Here is a 15165-nt window from a genome sequence, read left to right on the forward strand (position 1 = left end):
CGGAAATCAACAAACTGTTCAAGGCGCCTACGGTCTCGTGCTGTCCGGGCGTGCGCCGACCGCCCGGACGCCCCCTGCCACCCCGCAGCCTCAGGAGTGCCCATGGCAAGCACCGCTCCCGTGCATCCCGTCGACGAGGTTCCACCCGTACGCCATCTGGCCGCCTTCGGGCTCCAGCACGTGCTCGCGATGTACGCGGGCGCGGTGGCCGTGCCGCTGATCGTGGGCGGCGCGATGAAGCTGCCGCCCGCCGACCTCGCCTATCTGATCACCGCCGACCTGCTGGTGTGCGGGATCGCGACACTCGTCCAGTGCGTGGGCTTCTGGCGCTTCGGTGTACGCCTGCCGATCATGCAGGGCTGCACCTTCGCCGCCGTCTCGCCGATGGTGCTCATCGGCACGACGGGCGGCGGACTGCCCGCGATCTACGGGTCCGTGATCGTCGCGGGCCTCGCGATCGTCCTGCTGGCCCCGGTGTTCGGACGGCTGCTGCGCTTCTTCCCGCCACTGGTCACCGGCACGGTCATCCTCGTCATCGGCGTCTCGCTGCTGCCCGTCGCGGGCAACTGGGCGGCCGGAGGCGCCGGGTCGAAGGACTTCGGGGAGCCGCGGAACGTGGCCCTCGCGGCGTTCGTGCTGGCCGTCGTGCTCGGCGTCCAGCGGTTCGCGCCCGCGTTTCTGAGCCGGATCGCCGTCCTCGTGGGCATCGCCGTGGGACTCGCGGTGGCGGTGCCGTTCGGCTTCACGGACTTCGGCGGGGTCGGGGACGCCGACTGGGTGGGGATCAGCACGCCGTTCCATTTCGGGGCGCCGGCCTTCCACGTCTCCGCCATCGTGTCGATGCTCGTCGTGGCGCTGGTGACGATGACCGAGACGACCGGTGACTTCATCGCGGTCGGCGAGATGACCGGTCGGCCCGTCGAACCGCGCACCCTCGCCGACGGCCTGCGGGCGGACGGTCTGTCCACGGTCCTCGGCGGGGTCTTCAACACGTTCCCGTACACGGCGTTCGCCCAGAACGTGGGCCTGGTGGGCATGACCCGCGTGCGCAGCAGGTGGGTGGTCGCCGCGGCGGGCGGCATCCTCGTGGTGCTCGGACTGCTGCCGAAGCTCGGCGCGGTCGTCGCCGCGATACCCGCGCCCGTACTCGGCGGCGCCGGCCTGGTGATGTTCGGAACCGTCGCGGCGAGCGGCGTGCGGACGCTGGCGACGGTGGACTACCGGGGCAACGGCAATCTGACGGTGGTGGCGGTCTCGGTCGCGATCGGCATGCTCCCGGTCGGGGTGCCCGGCGTCTACGACCGGTTCCCCGACTGGTTCCAGACGGTCATGAACAGCGGTATCAGCGCGGGGTGCGTGACGGCGATCGTCCTCAACCTGCTCTTCAACCACACACCCGGCGCGGAGCGCGAACCGGCGATCGAAGGAGGGAAGGGGGCCGCCTCGGCGACCGCCTGACCGTCCGGGTCCCCTCGGCCCGGCGGCAGGCGCTCCGTACCGCCCGCGCCCCCGGACGCGTCGGTCGTGCCCCGGTGGTCCCACCGGGGCACGACCGACGCCGTTCAGGCGACGGCTCTCGTGGACCGGACGCGAACTGCTGCCGCCGGCAGGCCCGTTGACCGCCCTCCCCGACACGCCGGTGCGTGACCGGCCGACCCCGGGGTACCCGGCGGACACAATGGGAACAAGGCCACGCGGGGCGACCCTACGTGCTGTAGGTTCCCCCGGGTGAGAGCGTCGTACGTCAGGGGGAACCTGTGAGGGAACGTGACGCCGGACGCACGGAACGCGGTCCGGCGTCCGTGCTGGCACTGCTCGTGCCCAGTCTGGGGATCGCCGCGGTGGGCGTGTACCACCTGTGCGGATTCGACCTGCACGCCCTGCACGGACGCCCGCACCTCGGCGACGGGCTGACCATGGCCGGCGTCATCGCGGCCCTCGTGGCGGCGGGAGCCGCGACGGGCGACCTGCTGTGGTGGGCCGCCACTCGCGGTCGGCCCACCGGTGATCCCCGCGACCCCTGCCCGGGCGGGCAGTTGGACAAGTCCCGCCCCAACTGAAGGCCGTCGGGCGGCAGATGGACGCCTCCCGAGGCACCCCGCCCGACGTCGGCGGCACAGACGGCGCTCGTCCGCCGGAGCCGACGACGCTCGGCGACCCGTCGAAGGAATACCCCCGCGGACGCCCCGAACGCCGTGCACGCCGCGCGAGGCCGTCCGCCCGCCCCGGCGCTCGGGTGGTGAGCGAACGGACGCTGCCGCCCGCGCCCCTTGCCCCGGCGCGTCGATTCACACCACTCCCTTACCCCCGCAACCCGCTCCCGCGTAGCGCCGACCCGGGCCTTCCCTACACCATGTAGTGCTTCCGCCTTCCACTCACACCGGTTCGCCCGGCCGCTCTCCAAGGTGATGCTCCACGGTGTCCGTACAACAGTCAGCGCCCGCCAAGGAACCACGAACCCCCGACGCGCGCAGGAAGGCGTCCACGGCGGACCGGGGCGGCGGCGCCGTCCGGCGGCGGGCCGCGGTGTCCACCGTCCGGTACCTGAGACTGCTCGCCGTGCTCAACGTCGTCGCGGTCGTCTCGCTGCCGTTCGGCGAGGAGGTCCACGAGCACAACGCGGGCGAGTACTTCACCCCCTATCTGGCCACCGCCGGACTGGTCTCCGCAGCGCTCGCCCTCTTCCTCGCGATCGTGATGCGCCGCCGCAAGCGGGCCGCGTGGATCTTCAACCTGCTGCTGGCCGGCCCGCTCCTGGTGCTCTACGGCGCCGCGCTGACCCAGGACCGCTACCGCCAGCACTGGTTCAACTGGCTCTCGGTGCTGCTCACCGGCCTGTTCGTCGTCGCGCTGCTGCTGGGGCGGAGGGAGTTCCACGCCGTCGGGGACCGCTCGAACCCGCGATTGGCGCTGGCCGTCGGTGCCGGCGGGCTGCTCGTCGGCACCGCGCTCGGAACGGCCCTCGTGAGCGCCACCAACCGCGTGCCGGGAACCCCGCTGAGCGACCGGATCGCGTACACCCTGCTCCGCGGCGTCAGCGTCGGTCCGCTCGCCGACCGCTTCGACACCGTGGCGGCGCCGCGCTGGGTGGACGTCCTGGTCAACGGACTGACGGCGGGTACGTTCCTGCTGGTCCTCTACGCGTGCTTCCGCTCACCGCGGGGACTCGAACTCCTCGGGGAGCAGGACGAGGCGCGGCTGCGCGCGCTGCTGGCACGGCACGGGGAGCGGGACTCGCTGGGCTACTTCGCGCTGCGCCGCGACAAGGCGGTGATCTGGTCGCCGAGCGGCAAGGCGGCGATCGCCTACGGCGTCGTCGGAGGCGTGACGCTCGCGTCCGGCGATCCCATCGGCGACCCGGAGGCGTGGCCCGGCGCCATCGACGCCTGGCTGCGCGAGGCGCGGCGGCACGCGTGGACCCCCGCGGTGATGGGCGCGAGCGAGGAGGCCGGGACCGTGTACGCCCGGCACGGCATGGACGCGCTCGAACTCGGCGACGAGGCCGTGGTGGAGACGGCCGAATTCACCCTGGAGGGACGCGCCATGCGAGGGGTCCGGCAGGCGCACAAGCGGGTCCGGCGGGCCGGGTACACCATCCGGGTCCGGCGGCACGAGGCCATCCCCGAGGCGGAGATGTCCGTACTGACGGACCGCGCGGACCAGTGGCGCGACGGGGAGACCGAGCGCGGCTTCTCGATGGCCCTCGGCAGGCTGGGCGACCCGGCGGACGGCCGGTGCGTGATGCTGGAGTGCCGGGACGGCGACGGGACGGCGCGGGCCGTGCTCAGCTTCGTGCCCTGGGGGGAACGGGGACTGTCCCTGGACCTCATGCGCCGGGACCGCGACTGCGACAACGGGCTCATGGAGTTCATGGTGGCCGAACTCCTGCTGCGCGCCGACGAGATCGGCGTCGACCGGCTGTCCCTGAACTTCGCCATGTTCCGTTCCGTCTTCGAACGGGGGACGCGGCTGGGCGCGGGCCCGGTGCTGCGGCTGTGGTGCTCGGTGCTGACCTTCCTGTCCCGCTGGTGGCAGCTCGAATCCCTCTACCGCGCCAACGCCAAGTACCGGCCGGTCTGGGAGCCGCGCTATCTGCTCTTCGAGAAGAGCGCGGACCTCCCCCGCATCGGCGTCGCGGCGGCCCGGGCCGAGGGCTTCCTCGCGCCCCCGGCGCTCCCCCGGTTCCCCGCCCGGCGCCCCGGGCGCGCCGGCCGACCGTCGTAAAGCGGCCGTTCTCACGGGAGTTGGCCGGGTTCCGGCCGTCGACGGGACGACCTCGGGGCGTCACTGTCAGTGGCGTGGTGCACACTCACGATCATTGGCCGTACGCCTGGGGAGGATGCCGTGTTCAGGGGGATCGACGAGGTCGACTGGGCCTCGATGGAGCATGCCTACGGGAGTGCCGCGGACGTGCCGGATCTGCTGCGGGGCCTGGCCTCGCCGCACCCCCGTGAACGGCAGACGGCGCTCGACGGGATGTACGGGGCGGTGCACCACCAGGGCGGCGTGTACGACTCGACGCTCGCGTCCGTCCCCTTCCTCTTCGGTCTGCTGCGCCGCCCCGGGCTCGCCGACCGCGGCGGCATCGCGGAGCTGCTCGCCAGCATCGGCGGAGCGGACGACGGGGACCCCGCAGGCCGGACGGGTGCCGAGGAGGCACCCGTTTCCGCCCGGCCCGGCCCACCTGGCCCGGCGCACCCCGCGGACAACCGCGCCCGGGCGCGCGCGGCGGTCCGGGCGGGTGCCCCGGTCTTCCTGGACCTCGTGGTGGACGGCGACCCGGAGGTGCGCCGTGCCGTGCCGACGGCGCTCGTCCGGTTCCACCAGGCGCCCGACCGCGTCCTGGCCCTGCTGGGCCAACGGCTCGCCGACGAGCAGGACGACGGGGTCCGCCTCGCCCTGGTCGAGGGGCTCGGGCTGTTCGTGAGGCTGCACCCCGCACACCGGGCGCCGGCGGTCGACCTGCTGGTGTCGCTGGGCGCCGCTCCGCACGAGCCGGCCGTGCGCCTCGCCGCCCTGGGGCAACTGGCCCTGTGCGCCCCGGGCAGGCTGCCCGCCGACCTCGTGCCGACCGTGGTGTCGCTGGTCCGCAGCCGGTCGCGGACGTCCCGGCCGCCGCGAGAGCCCGCACGGACCGCCACCGACACCCTGATCGGCCGGCTGCGCCGGCTGCGCCCGGCCGACGAGGAGGGCGCCCGGCTGCTCCGTACCCTGCACACGGCCCTGGGCGCCCGTACCGCGGACCGGATCGCCCTGCTCGCGGGGCAGCTCGGCGGCACGGACACGGCCGACCGGTGCAACGCCGTGTGGATGTCGGCCGGCCTGTTCCGCGAGTGGCGTGCCGACTACACGGAGACCGTCGCCCTGATCGGCGAGCAGGTGGCCTCGGAGGAGGAGCGGCTGCGGCAGGCGGCGGTGTCGGTCCTCGAGTTCCTCTTCACGCTCGCACGACCGGCGGCCGACCCGCTCGCCGCGCTCGTCGCCTCCGATCCGGACTCCTGGGGCCGCGGGGCGGCGACGCTGGGCGGCCCCCTGCGGGCCCTGGTCCGGACGGGGGACGCGCGCGCCGTGCCGGCACTCGCCGAGGTGCTGCGCGGACCGACGGTGCCGGCCGAGACCGCTCACGCCGTACGCCACCTGGGGTCCGCCGCGCTGCCCCTGGCCCCGCTGCTGCGGGACCGGCTCGCGGAGATCCCGCCCGGAGACCCGGAGGCGCTCGGGCGGGCAGCTCCCCTGGTGTCCGCCCTCGGCTCCCTCGGGGACGGCGCCGCCGTCCCCGAGGTGCTGCGGCTGCTGCGGGCCGTCCCCCGCGACCTGCGGACCCGGGACGCGCACGTGCGGACCCTGGCCGCCGCGCTGGCCGCGTTCGGGCCGGCGTCCCGGGAGGCGATACCCGTGCTGCGGGACCTGCTGACCGGCGAGAACCGCGCGGCGGCGGCTGCGGCGCTGTGGTCGGTGGAGGGGGACGCGGAGGCCGTCCTGCCGGCCCTGCTCCGCGGGCTGGCGGCCCGCGCGCCGGTGGGCGGCTCCCGGCCGGCCGCCGACGCGCTGGCCCGCATGGGACCTGCCGCCGCGCCCGCCCTTCCGGGACTGCGGAGCCTGACGGGTCCCGGCTCCGGCGTCTGGGAACGGACGGCGGCGGCCCGCGCGATCTGGGAGATCACCGCGGATCCGGAGCCCGTCCTGCCGGTGTTCCGCGCCGTGTGGCGCGAGAACCCGCACACCCGGGGCACGGTCGCCGCCTGCCTCGTCCGGATGGGCGGCGCGGGCGCCCCCGCGCACGACCTCGTCGCCGCGGAACTGGCCTGCCCCCGGCGCCACCGGGCCCGCTCCGGCGGCCATGGCAGTCACGACGTCCTGGAGGACGAGATGCTGCTGCGGGACTGCCGCGCGGTGCTGGAGGGCGGGTAGCCGGCGCGGGCGGCGGCGCCCGCGGCACCCTCGGGAGCGGGCCCGTGCCACGCGTGCCGGTCGCGGGACGAGCCCCAACGCCCGGCGGCGGAGGCCGTGTTGTCCAAGGAGCCCGCGAAGCACCGGGAAACGGTCAGTCGTGATCGTCCGACGACACCGGTTGATCTCCGTGCCGTGTACGGCAGTAGGGTGACGCCGTGGCACCACGACCGTTGCACGAAATCGTCGAACCGGGCTGGGCGAAGGCCCTGGACCCCGTCGCCGGGCGGATCGCCGAGATGGGCGACTTCCTGCGCGCGGAGATCGGCGCGGGACGCACCTACCTGCCGGCCGGCGCGAACGTCCTGCGCGCGTTCCAGCAGCCCTTCGACGAGGTCCGGGTCCTCATCGTCGGGCAGGACCCCTACCCCACCCCCGGGCACGCGGTGGGCCTGTCGTTCTCCGTGGCCCCACAGGTGCGCCCGCTCCCGCCGAGCCTGCTCAACATCTACCGCGAGCTGACGACCGATCTCGGGGTGCCCCAGCCGGCAGACGGCGACCTCACGCCGTGGACGCGCCAGGGCGTGCTGCTGCTGAACAGGGCGCTGACCACGGCTCCCCGCAAGCCCGCGGCGCATCGCGGCAAGGGATGGGAGGAGGTCACCGAGCAGGCGATCCGGGCACTGGCGGCCCGCGGGCGGCCTCTGGTGTCGATCCTGTGGGGGCGCGACGCCCGCAACCTCCGCCCCCTGCTCGGGGACCTGCCGTCGGTGGAGTCCTCCCACCCGTCCCCCATGTCGGCGGACCGCGGATTCTTCGGCTCGCGGCCGTTCAGCCGGGCCAACGACCTGCTGGTGCGGCAGGGAGCCCAGCCGGTGGACTGGCGCCTGCCGTGACAGCCGCGGCCGGACATCGCGCCCACCCGGCCGGGGCCGGGCGGCGACTGGTGCTGGCCGTGGACTCGGGCGGCTCCGGACTGCGCGTCGCCCTGGCCCGGTCCGGAGGTGCCGGTGACACGGCGGGCCAGGACGCGGCGGCCGACACCGCGCCGGCCGCGCTCGGCGCCGCCCTGACCTCACGCGAACCGGTCCGCACCGGGGCACGGGGCATCTCGGCCCGGCACCTGATGGAGCAACTCCTGCCGATGGCGCGCCGGTTGCTCGACGCCGGCGGCGCCGAACGACTCGGGGCCGTCGCCGTCGGCGCCGCCGGCCTCGCCACGCTCGGCGACGAACTGCGCCAGGACCTGCCCGCCGCCCTGGAGCGGGAACTCGGCGTACGGAGGGTCGCGCTGGCGGCCGACGCGGTGACCGCCTACACGGGGGCCCTCGGCCCGCGGGCCGGCGTGGTGGTGGCGGCGGGCACCGGCATGATCGCCGTCGGGACGGACCTGGGAACGTGGCGCAGGGCCGACGGCTGGGGCCATCTGCTCGGCGACTGCGGCGGCGGCGCCTGGATCGGCAGGGCCGGTCTGGAGGCGGCCCTGCGGGCCCTCGACGGGCGTGCGGGCGGGTCGACCGCTCTGCTGGCCCGGGCGGAGGAGGTGTTCGGGCCGATGCGGGACCTGCCGGCCGGCCTCTACCCGCGCAGCGACCGGGCGGCCGTGCTCGCCTCCTTCGCGCCGTCGGTCGCCGCGCTCGCCGGGTCCGATCCGGTGGCCGCCGGCATCCTGGGTGCGGCGGCCCGGTGCATCGCCGAGTCGGCGGCGGCCGTCTGCCCGGCCGGCGGCGCCCCTCTCCTCGCCCTCACCGGCGGCCTGTTCAAGACGGGCGAACCGCTTCTCGCGCCGCTGCGAACGGAGTTGGCCGCCCTGGTCCCGCACGCCGTGCCCGCGTCCGCCGCGGGAGACCCGCTCGCCGGAGCCCTGCGGATCGCCGCGGATCTGGCGGACGGGCGGCTCGCGCTCCCCCGGGACGACCGGATGCTGTCCGTGGTGGCCGAAAAGCCCTATCCGGAAATCGATGGCCTCAAGGCGCCATAGGAACGACAAGTGCACGAGTACCGATCACATCCGATCGGCACGTAACTCATCAGACAAAACCGGACGGATACCGCTCACCTGCACCCTCCCCGAACAGGGGAGCCCGGGAAGCCAGTAACATGCGGCGCCATGAGCTCCCCCACTGGGCCCGCGTCCGGCCTGCCAGTACGAATGCCGCGACCCCGCCAGCCCGGGCGGCACCGCCGTCCGGAACCCCTGGCGGCTCCCGAGGGCGCGCCCGCGCTCGTCCTCGCGGTGCCGGGCACCCCCAGCGCCGCCACGCGCAGCCTCGCCGAGGAGGTCGTGAGCATCGCGCGCTCCGAGCTCCCCGGCCTCGACGCCCGGATCGGGTACCTGGACGGGGACGACGAGTTCCCCGCGCTGCCGTCCGTGCTGGCCCGTGCCGCGGAGGAGCGTTCCGCGCGCTTCGAGCAGGCCCGCGCCGCCGGTTCCGACGTCGCCGAGCCCGACGGCCCGGTGGCCGTCGTGGTGCCGCTGCTCGCCGGTCCGGACAACGCGCTGCTGCGCCGCCTCCGCCAGGCGGTCATGGAGAGCCGGGTGGCGGCCGAGCTGACCGACGTCCTCGGCCCGCACCCGCTGCTCGCCGAGGCGCTGCACGTGCGGCTCTCCGAGGCCGGCCTGGCGCGCGCCGACCGCGCCCGCCTGTTCACGGTGGCGACCGCCGCGGACGGCATCGTGCTCGCCGCGGTGGGCGGCGAGGAGGCCGTGCAGGCCGCCGGGATCACCGGCATGCTGCTCGCGGCGCGACTGGCCGTGCCCGTCATGGCGGCGGCGCTCGACGAGGAGGGCTCCATCGCGGCCACCGCGGAGGAACTGCGCAACTCCGGTTCGCAGCAGCTCGCCCTGGCCCCGTATCTGATCGGACCGGAGCTCGACGCCGGGCTGCTCGAGGCTGCCGCGAAGGAGGCCGACTGCCCCGCCGCCGAGGCGCTCGGCCCGTACCCGGCGATCGGCAAGCTCGCCCTGGCCAAGTACACGTCGGCGCTGGGCATCGCGCCGCCGCAGACGCAGGGTGCGCCGGTCCGCTGACCGGCGGTCGCCCGCCGTCACCGCACGGCCCGCAGGACCTGCACGCCGTGCTCGACGCGTACGGCGAGAGGGCCCGCCCCCGAGAGGGAGCGGGCCCTCTCGCCGTTCCGCGGTCCGCACACCGCCGGTTACAGCACGCGGACCCGGCCCGTGACGCCCCGCCGGGCAGCCGGCCGCTCGGCGACCCGTACGGCCGCCGCGCGCCGCGCCGCGGCGCTCCCCGCCGGCGCCGTCCGCCCAGGGCGTGTCGCGGACGTCCCGTCGTCCGCGCGGAGGCGCGGGCCGCGCGGCCTCGGACGGGTGCCCCGGGCGGGCCGGCGGAAGCCCTCGTACGGGCTGAGCCCGAGCTTTCGTCCGGTGCGGCGACCGTGCGTGCCGGGGGTCGCGCGGCAGCCGGGGCGTTCGCGGCACGCTCCCGTCCCGCCTCCGCGGACGCCGGTTCAGCCGAAGACCACGCAGGAGGCCGCCGGCGCCGGGACGGAGCCGCCGCGGCGCGGCACGCCGGTGTCCGGGTCGACGACGAACCAGGTCACGTCGCCGGAGCGCTCGTTGGCGGCGTAGAGGAAGCGGCCCGAGGGGTCGAGGGTCAGCGCGCGGGGCCAGACGCCGCCGCACGGCACCGTGGCCACCAGGCGGAGGCTCTTGCCCGACGCGTCGGCCGTGAGGACGGACACGACGTCCTGGCCGCGGGTGGCCGCCCAGACGAAGCGCCCGTCGGGCGAGACGGCGATCCCCGAGGGGAACGCGTCGCCGTCCGGGGCGCCGGGCAGGACCGCCGTCTCGGCGACCGGCCGCAGCGAGCCCTCGGCCGCGTCCCAGCGGCAGACGGTGACCGTCGGGGCGAGTTCGTTGAGGACGTAGGCGTGCCCGCCGCCGGGGTGGAAGGCGAGGTGGCGGGGTCCGGAGCCGGGCCGCAGCGCCGTCTCCCGGTGCACGGTCAGGGTGCCGCCGTCGAGGGCGCACACACGGACGGAGTCGGTGCCGAGGTCGACGCTGACCGCCCAGCGCCCGGTGGGGTCGGGCTGCACCTGATGGGCGTGCGGAGTCTGCTGACGCGGCGTGAAGGGTCCCGAGCCCTGGTGCCGGAGCACGCACGAGGCGGCTCCGGCGAGTCCGCCGCCGGGCGTCACGGGCAGGACGGAGACGCTGCCGGAGTCGTAGTTGGCGGTCAGCACGTGCCCGCCGAAGACGGTGAGATGCGTGGGGCCGCTGCCGCCGATCCGGGTGGGCGGGCCGACGAGTTCCGGCTCGGCGGCGTTCAGGCGGTACGCGGCCACGGCGCCCTGCGCCGTCTCGCTGACGGCGTACAGCAGGTCCCTGTCGGGCGACACCGCGAGGTACGAGGGGTCGGGCACGCCGTCGACCGCGCCCAGGACGGTCAGGGCGCCCGTGTCCCGGTCCACGGCCGCGGTGAGGACGCCGCGGCCCCCCGCGGCCGTGAACGAGCCGATGTAGGCCCTCTGTTGCCGCCTGCCGCCGTCCGCCACAGCTGTCCCCTCTCCGGTCCCGTCCGCTCGGGGCGACGGTAGCAGCCGGCACCGTGCGGTCTAGACCAGGGCGCGTCGCGGGACTGCCCGCCGCCGGCCCGCGGGAGACGGCCGGCGTCGGCGAGCGGCACGATCCCGGGCGGGGCCCCTTGGCGCGGCAGGGCGCCCGGCCGGAAGGGCCCCGGGGCCGGCCCACACCTCAGAAGTCGCCGAGCCCCCGGGCCCGTTCGAGTGCGTCCGGGTGGTGGACGTACGCCGGGTCGCTGTCGATCGTCTCGTAGGTGCGGTGGAAGACGGGTGTGGCACTGGCGGAGATCGGCGGCACGATCCACGACCAGTCCGCACCCACCCGGCGGCCCTTGCGCTCCTCGCGGTCCAGGTGGGTGACGAAGCGGCGGGACTCGGTGTGGTGGTCGGTGACGGTGACGCCGGCGCGGTCGAAGGAGTGCAGGACGGAACGGTTCAGCTCGACCAGGGCGCGGTCCTTCCACAGCGTGCGGTCGGTGCCGGTGTCGAGGCCGAGCCCTTCGGCGACGGCCGGCAGCAGGTCGTACCGGTCGGTGTCGGCGAGGTTGCGGGCACCGATCTCGGTGCCCATGTACCAGCCGTTGAAGGGCGCGGTCGGGTAGCAGATGCCGCCGATCTCCAGGCACATGTTGGACAGGGCGGGCACCGCGTGCCAGCGGAGTCCGAGCGAGGTCCACCAGGCGTGTTCGGGGTGCGTCAGCTCGACTTCGAGGACCGCGTCGCCGGGGAGGGCGAACCAGCGCGGCGGGGCGCCCGCCTCCTGGACGAGCAGCGGCAGGACGTCGAAGGGGGTGCCGGGGCCGCCGGGCCAGCCGCACCGCAGTGCCGCGTCGGTGAGGCCGGTGTTGCGCGGATCGCCGGTCACACCGCCGTCGGGACGGGTGTAGCCGGCGTAGCGGACGAGTTGCTCGTTCCAGATCCGCGGAGCGGGCCGGTCCGGGGCGTCGGGCGCGAACACCGTGAGCAGGGCCCGGATGCGGCCGCCGCGGGTGGCTTCCCGCAGGTGCTGCGCGGACTCCTCGGCGACGCCGCGGGCGTCGCGCACGTCCCTGCGGTCGCGCACCGTCAGCGAGTTCCAGTACAGCCTGCCGATGCAGCGGTTGGCGTTGCGCCAGGCCACACGCGCGCCGAACACCAGCTCGGCCGTGGTGTGCCGGTAGGTGCCCGTCTCCTCGATCTGCGCGCGCACGGCGGCGAGTCGCGCGGCGGGATCGCCGAGGCGTGCCTCGGTGTGGTGCAGCACGACGAACGCGCCGGCCGCGCGGAGCAGGTCGCGGGTGTCCGGCCACCCCTGGGTCGGGGCCGGAGCGGGCGGGGGGCCGGATGCGGGACGGGGCGCGGGCCCGGCGGCCGGTGCCGCGTCGGGGACCCGCGCGCCGGGGCGCCCGCCCGCAGCGGTCCGGCCGCTCCCGGTCACGGGGCAGCTCCGGGCCTCCGCGGGAGGGCCCCCGGGGACCGGGAGCGCCGGGGGTGTCCGGAGCGGCGGAGCGGGCGGAGGCGGCGCGGCGGCCGGACCGGTGAGCAGCCGGGCCACGGCGTCGAGCTGGGCGTGCAGGGCGCGTGAGCCGGCGGCCGCGGCGGGCCGCCGGGCGTCGAGCGGGACGACGGACAGGGAGGCGCCCTGGGCACGGGGGACGGCGGCGGGCCCGCCGGGGTCGTCACCGGAGCGGAGCCTTTCCAGCCATCCTCCGGGGCTCTCGCCGCCGCGCGCCGGGCCCGGCGGGGTGGGCGCGCCGCCCCGGGCCGGCGAGTCGGGTCCCGGGCCGCCCCGGTCGTCCGTGCCGCGCTCTGCGTCGCTCGTCCCGCGCGGGAAGTCGCGCATGCTGCCGCCCCCAAGAGTCCGCCCGCGGGCCGCACGCGCACGGTCCGCGGTGTCCGTGCGTCCGATAGCCGCGGAGTTACCCGGCCGGTGTGTTGATCCACCCTGTACGTGGCCGGCAAATCTGCCGCATACCGGGCACCGGTGTCCACCGGAACGGGACGGAGCGCGCGCGGGGGGAGCGTTCCGGGGCGTCAGGCGCCGACGAGCCGGGAGCCGCGCAGCGGCGCCGCCAGGCCGACCAGGGCCTGCTCCAGGCCGTGCAGGTGGGCGAGTGCCTGCTCGGCTCCGGGGTGGTGTCCGGGGGCGCCGTGGTGGGCGTCGGGGACGCCGTCCGGAAGCGCTCCGACCAGGGACGTCATCGCGGTCTCGACCCGCCGGCAGGCGGCGGTCAGCCGGGCGTCGTGGGACGCGTCGGGGTCGGCGGCCACGGCGGCGAGTCCGTGTGCCTCGCGGGCGCAGTCGTCGAGCAGGGCGAGCACGGCACGGGCCCGCGCCTTGCGCTCCCGCATCGGGTTGAGCGGATGAACGAGGGGCGCGAGCGACAGTCGTACGCGCCCCAGGAGTGCTTCGAGCTCCCCCGCGACCGGCGCCGGGTCGGCCTGCGTGTCCCCCGCGAGTCGTCGGGCCGCCGCCGCGGTGCAGCCGTGCACCGCGTGCAGGGCCCGCTCGATCCAGCGGTCGGTCACGGCATGGGTGGTGACCGGCAGGACGACGGCGACGGACAGGGCCGCGCCCAGCGCGCCGACGGCGGTCTCGGTGAACCGGAGTCCGAGGAGCCCCGGGTGCAGGACGCCGAGCAGTCCGTAGAGCAGCCCCGCCATGACGGTCACGAAGAACATCATCCAGCTGTACGAGAGCGCCGCCGTGTAGAAGATCCCGAACACGCAGACGGCGACGAGCGCGGCGGTGGGCGCCGGCGCCCCGTGCAGCGGCACGGCCACCACGAGCCCCGCCGCGATCCCGGCGACCGTGCCGAGGACCCGCCGGAAGCCGCGCACGAGCGTCTCGCCGCGCGAGGCCGTGTTCACGAAGATCCACCACGCGGTGCCGACGGCCCAGTACCAGCGGTCGTGCGAGAGGAACTGGCCGGCCACGAGTGCGAAGGCGCAGGCCGCCGTGGCCTGGAACGCCTGCCGCGTGGTGGGGCGCGCCAGGCCCCGGCCGTCCGGCGGCGCCGGTGCGGCGGGCGGGGGCGTGCGCCGCTCGATGCACCAGAGCCCGAAGCGGACCGCCGAGGAGGCCCCGAGGGACAGCAGGACGGCGGCGTACAGCTGCGGCAGCCCGCCGGGCACCGCGTGCAGGAACTGGGTGGCGAAGAACATCATGAAGGCGAAGATGCCGAGCGCGTGCCCGCGGGGCCCCCAGCGGCGGGCGTGGACCCCGGCGAAGACGACGGCGAGCCAGCTCGCGTCGCGCAGCGTCGGCGTCCCGTGCAGCGCGGTGGCGAGGGTGAGCACCGGAAGCCCGGCGACCGGCAGCAGCGCGGTGGTGCGGGCCTGCCCGGCCACCCGTGCGTCGCCCACCGTGAACAGCGCGAGGAGCGCCGCCAGCCCGCCGGTGACGGAGGCGGCGAGCGAGAGCCCGGCCAGTTCGCACAGAGCCACCGCGAGGCCGATCCCGAGAACCGCGCGGAGCGAGACCCGCAGCCGCAGCAGTCCCGGATCCGGAGCCGTGAACATCGTCTTCACCGTCGGCGGCCCGCCCCCACTTCACACGTCGTCGATCACTCGGCCTGCGCCCGCGCGCATACGAAAGGCGCCGCGGGTCCGGTACGGCGACCTTGCCGTCCGGCGCTGCGCGGCGCCATGGATACGGACACCGTAGACATCGGACGCCCGATGGCTCAACCGGCTCGCCTCGGACTGTGCCATTGGTACAGTTGCGCCGGGCTGTCGTCGACCACGAGGAGGCCAACGGACCATGCCCGTGGACGAGCTGGACACCCGCATCCTGCGCCTGCTGCTGGAGCAGCCGCGCACCAGCGTGCGGGAGTACGCACGCCTCCTCGGCGTGGCCCGCGGCACGCTCCAGGCGCGCCTCGACCGGCTGGAGCGGGACGGGGTGATCACCGGGACCGCCCCGTCGCTCTCCCCCGCGGCGCTCGGCCATCCGGTGCTCGCCTTCGTGCACATCGAGGTCACCCAGGGCCATCTGGACGACGTGGGCGACGCCCTCGCCGCCGTGCCGGAGATCATCGAGGCCTTCTCGATCACCGGTGGCGGCGATCTGATGACCCGGGTGGCCGCCCGCGACAACGCCCACCTGGAGGACGTCATCCAGGCGCTGATCAGCCTGCCGGGGGTGGTCCGCACCCGTACCGAGGTGGCGCTGCGCGAACGCGTTCCGCACCGGTTGCTGCCCCTGGTGGAGTCGATCGGGCGGACGGCGCGGGGCTGAGCGGGACGCCC

Annotated in this window: 11 protein-coding genes; 8 read left to right on the top strand and 3 right to left on the bottom strand. The window is 75.8% G+C overall.

Going from position 1 to position 15165, the window contains the following annotated elements; translation table 11 throughout:
- Nucleotides 1–102: 102 nt before the first annotated feature.
- The 7 genes from ACGFS9_RS04615 to ACGFS9_RS04645 all read left to right on the top strand — a co-directional run bounded on the left by ACGFS9_RS04615 (nt 103) and on the right by ACGFS9_RS04645 (nt 9421).
- Nucleotides 103–1458 carry a nucleobase:cation symporter-2 family protein gene (locus ACGFS9_RS04615; RefSeq protein WP_393250826.1) on the top strand — a complete coding sequence of 452 codons (1356 nt, stop codon included), beginning with the start codon at nt 103–105 and terminating at the stop codon, nt 1456–1458.
- Nucleotides 1459–1757: 299 nt separating this feature from the next.
- Nucleotides 1758–2060 carry a hypothetical protein gene (locus tag ACGFS9_RS04620; RefSeq protein ID WP_393250828.1) on the top strand — a complete coding sequence of 101 codons (303 nt, stop codon included), beginning with the start codon at nt 1758–1760 and terminating at the stop codon, nt 2058–2060.
- Between the two features lie 358 nt (nt 2061–2418).
- Nucleotides 2419–4224 carry a phosphatidylglycerol lysyltransferase domain-containing protein gene (locus ACGFS9_RS04625; protein ID WP_393250830.1) on the top strand — a complete coding sequence of 602 codons (1806 nt, stop codon included), beginning with the start codon at nt 2419–2421 and terminating at the stop codon, nt 4222–4224.
- A 120-nt stretch (nt 4225–4344) separates the two neighbouring features.
- The gene (locus tag ACGFS9_RS04630) at nt 4345–6411 is read left to right on the top strand and encodes a HEAT repeat domain-containing protein (RefSeq protein WP_393250832.1); all 2067 of its coding nucleotides are present in this window, start codon (nt 4345–4347) and stop codon (nt 6409–6411) included.
- Nucleotides 6412–6608: 197 nt separating this feature from the next.
- On the top strand, nt 6609–7286 hold the full coding sequence (locus ACGFS9_RS04635) for a uracil-DNA glycosylase (RefSeq protein ID WP_393250834.1): 678 nt from the start codon (nt 6609–6611) through the stop codon (nt 7284–7286).
- Nucleotides 7283–8371, top strand: coding sequence for an N-acetylglucosamine kinase (locus ACGFS9_RS04640; RefSeq protein ID WP_393250836.1), 1089 nt, complete (start codon nt 7283–7285; stop codon nt 8369–8371). The genes ACGFS9_RS04635 and ACGFS9_RS04640 overlap by 4 nt, the downstream gene beginning before the upstream one ends.
- A 129-nt stretch (nt 8372–8500) precedes the next feature.
- Nucleotides 8501–9421 carry a sirohydrochlorin chelatase gene (locus ACGFS9_RS04645; RefSeq protein WP_393250838.1) on the top strand — a complete coding sequence of 307 codons (921 nt, stop codon included), beginning with the start codon at nt 8501–8503 and terminating at the stop codon, nt 9419–9421.
- Nucleotides 9422–9861: 440 nt separating this feature from the next.
- Here ACGFS9_RS04645 and ACGFS9_RS04650 read toward each other — a convergent pair whose 3' ends face one another.
- The 3 genes from ACGFS9_RS04650 to ACGFS9_RS04660 all read right to left on the bottom strand — a co-directional run bounded on the left by ACGFS9_RS04650 (nt 9862) and on the right by ACGFS9_RS04660 (nt 14436).
- Nucleotides 9862–10908, bottom strand: a complete 1047-nt coding sequence (locus ACGFS9_RS04650) for a lactonase family protein (RefSeq protein WP_393250840.1) — start codon at nt 10906–10908, stop codon at nt 9862–9864.
- 199 nt (nt 10909–11107) lie between these two features.
- The gene (locus ACGFS9_RS04655) at nt 11108–12205 is read right to left on the bottom strand and encodes a nitric oxide synthase oxygenase (RefSeq protein ID WP_393251264.1); all 1098 of its coding nucleotides are present in this window, start codon (nt 12203–12205) and stop codon (nt 11108–11110) included.
- 743 nt (nt 12206–12948) lie between these two features.
- Complete coding sequence (locus ACGFS9_RS04660) at nt 12949–14436, bottom strand: FUSC family protein (protein ID WP_393250842.1); 1488 nt, start codon at nt 14434–14436, stop codon at nt 12949–12951.
- Between the two features lie 241 nt (nt 14437–14677).
- On the opposite strand from ACGFS9_RS04660, the gene ACGFS9_RS04665 reads away from it, so the two are divergent.
- Nucleotides 14678–15154, top strand: coding sequence for an Lrp/AsnC family transcriptional regulator (locus ACGFS9_RS04665; protein WP_393250844.1), 477 nt, complete (start codon nt 14678–14680; stop codon nt 15152–15154).
- Nucleotides 15155–15165 lie beyond the last annotated feature (11 nt).

It is taken from the genome of Streptomyces sp. NPDC048566 (assembly GCF_043199735.1).
Taxonomy (GTDB): domain Bacteria; phylum Actinomycetota; class Actinomycetes; order Streptomycetales; family Streptomycetaceae; genus Streptomyces.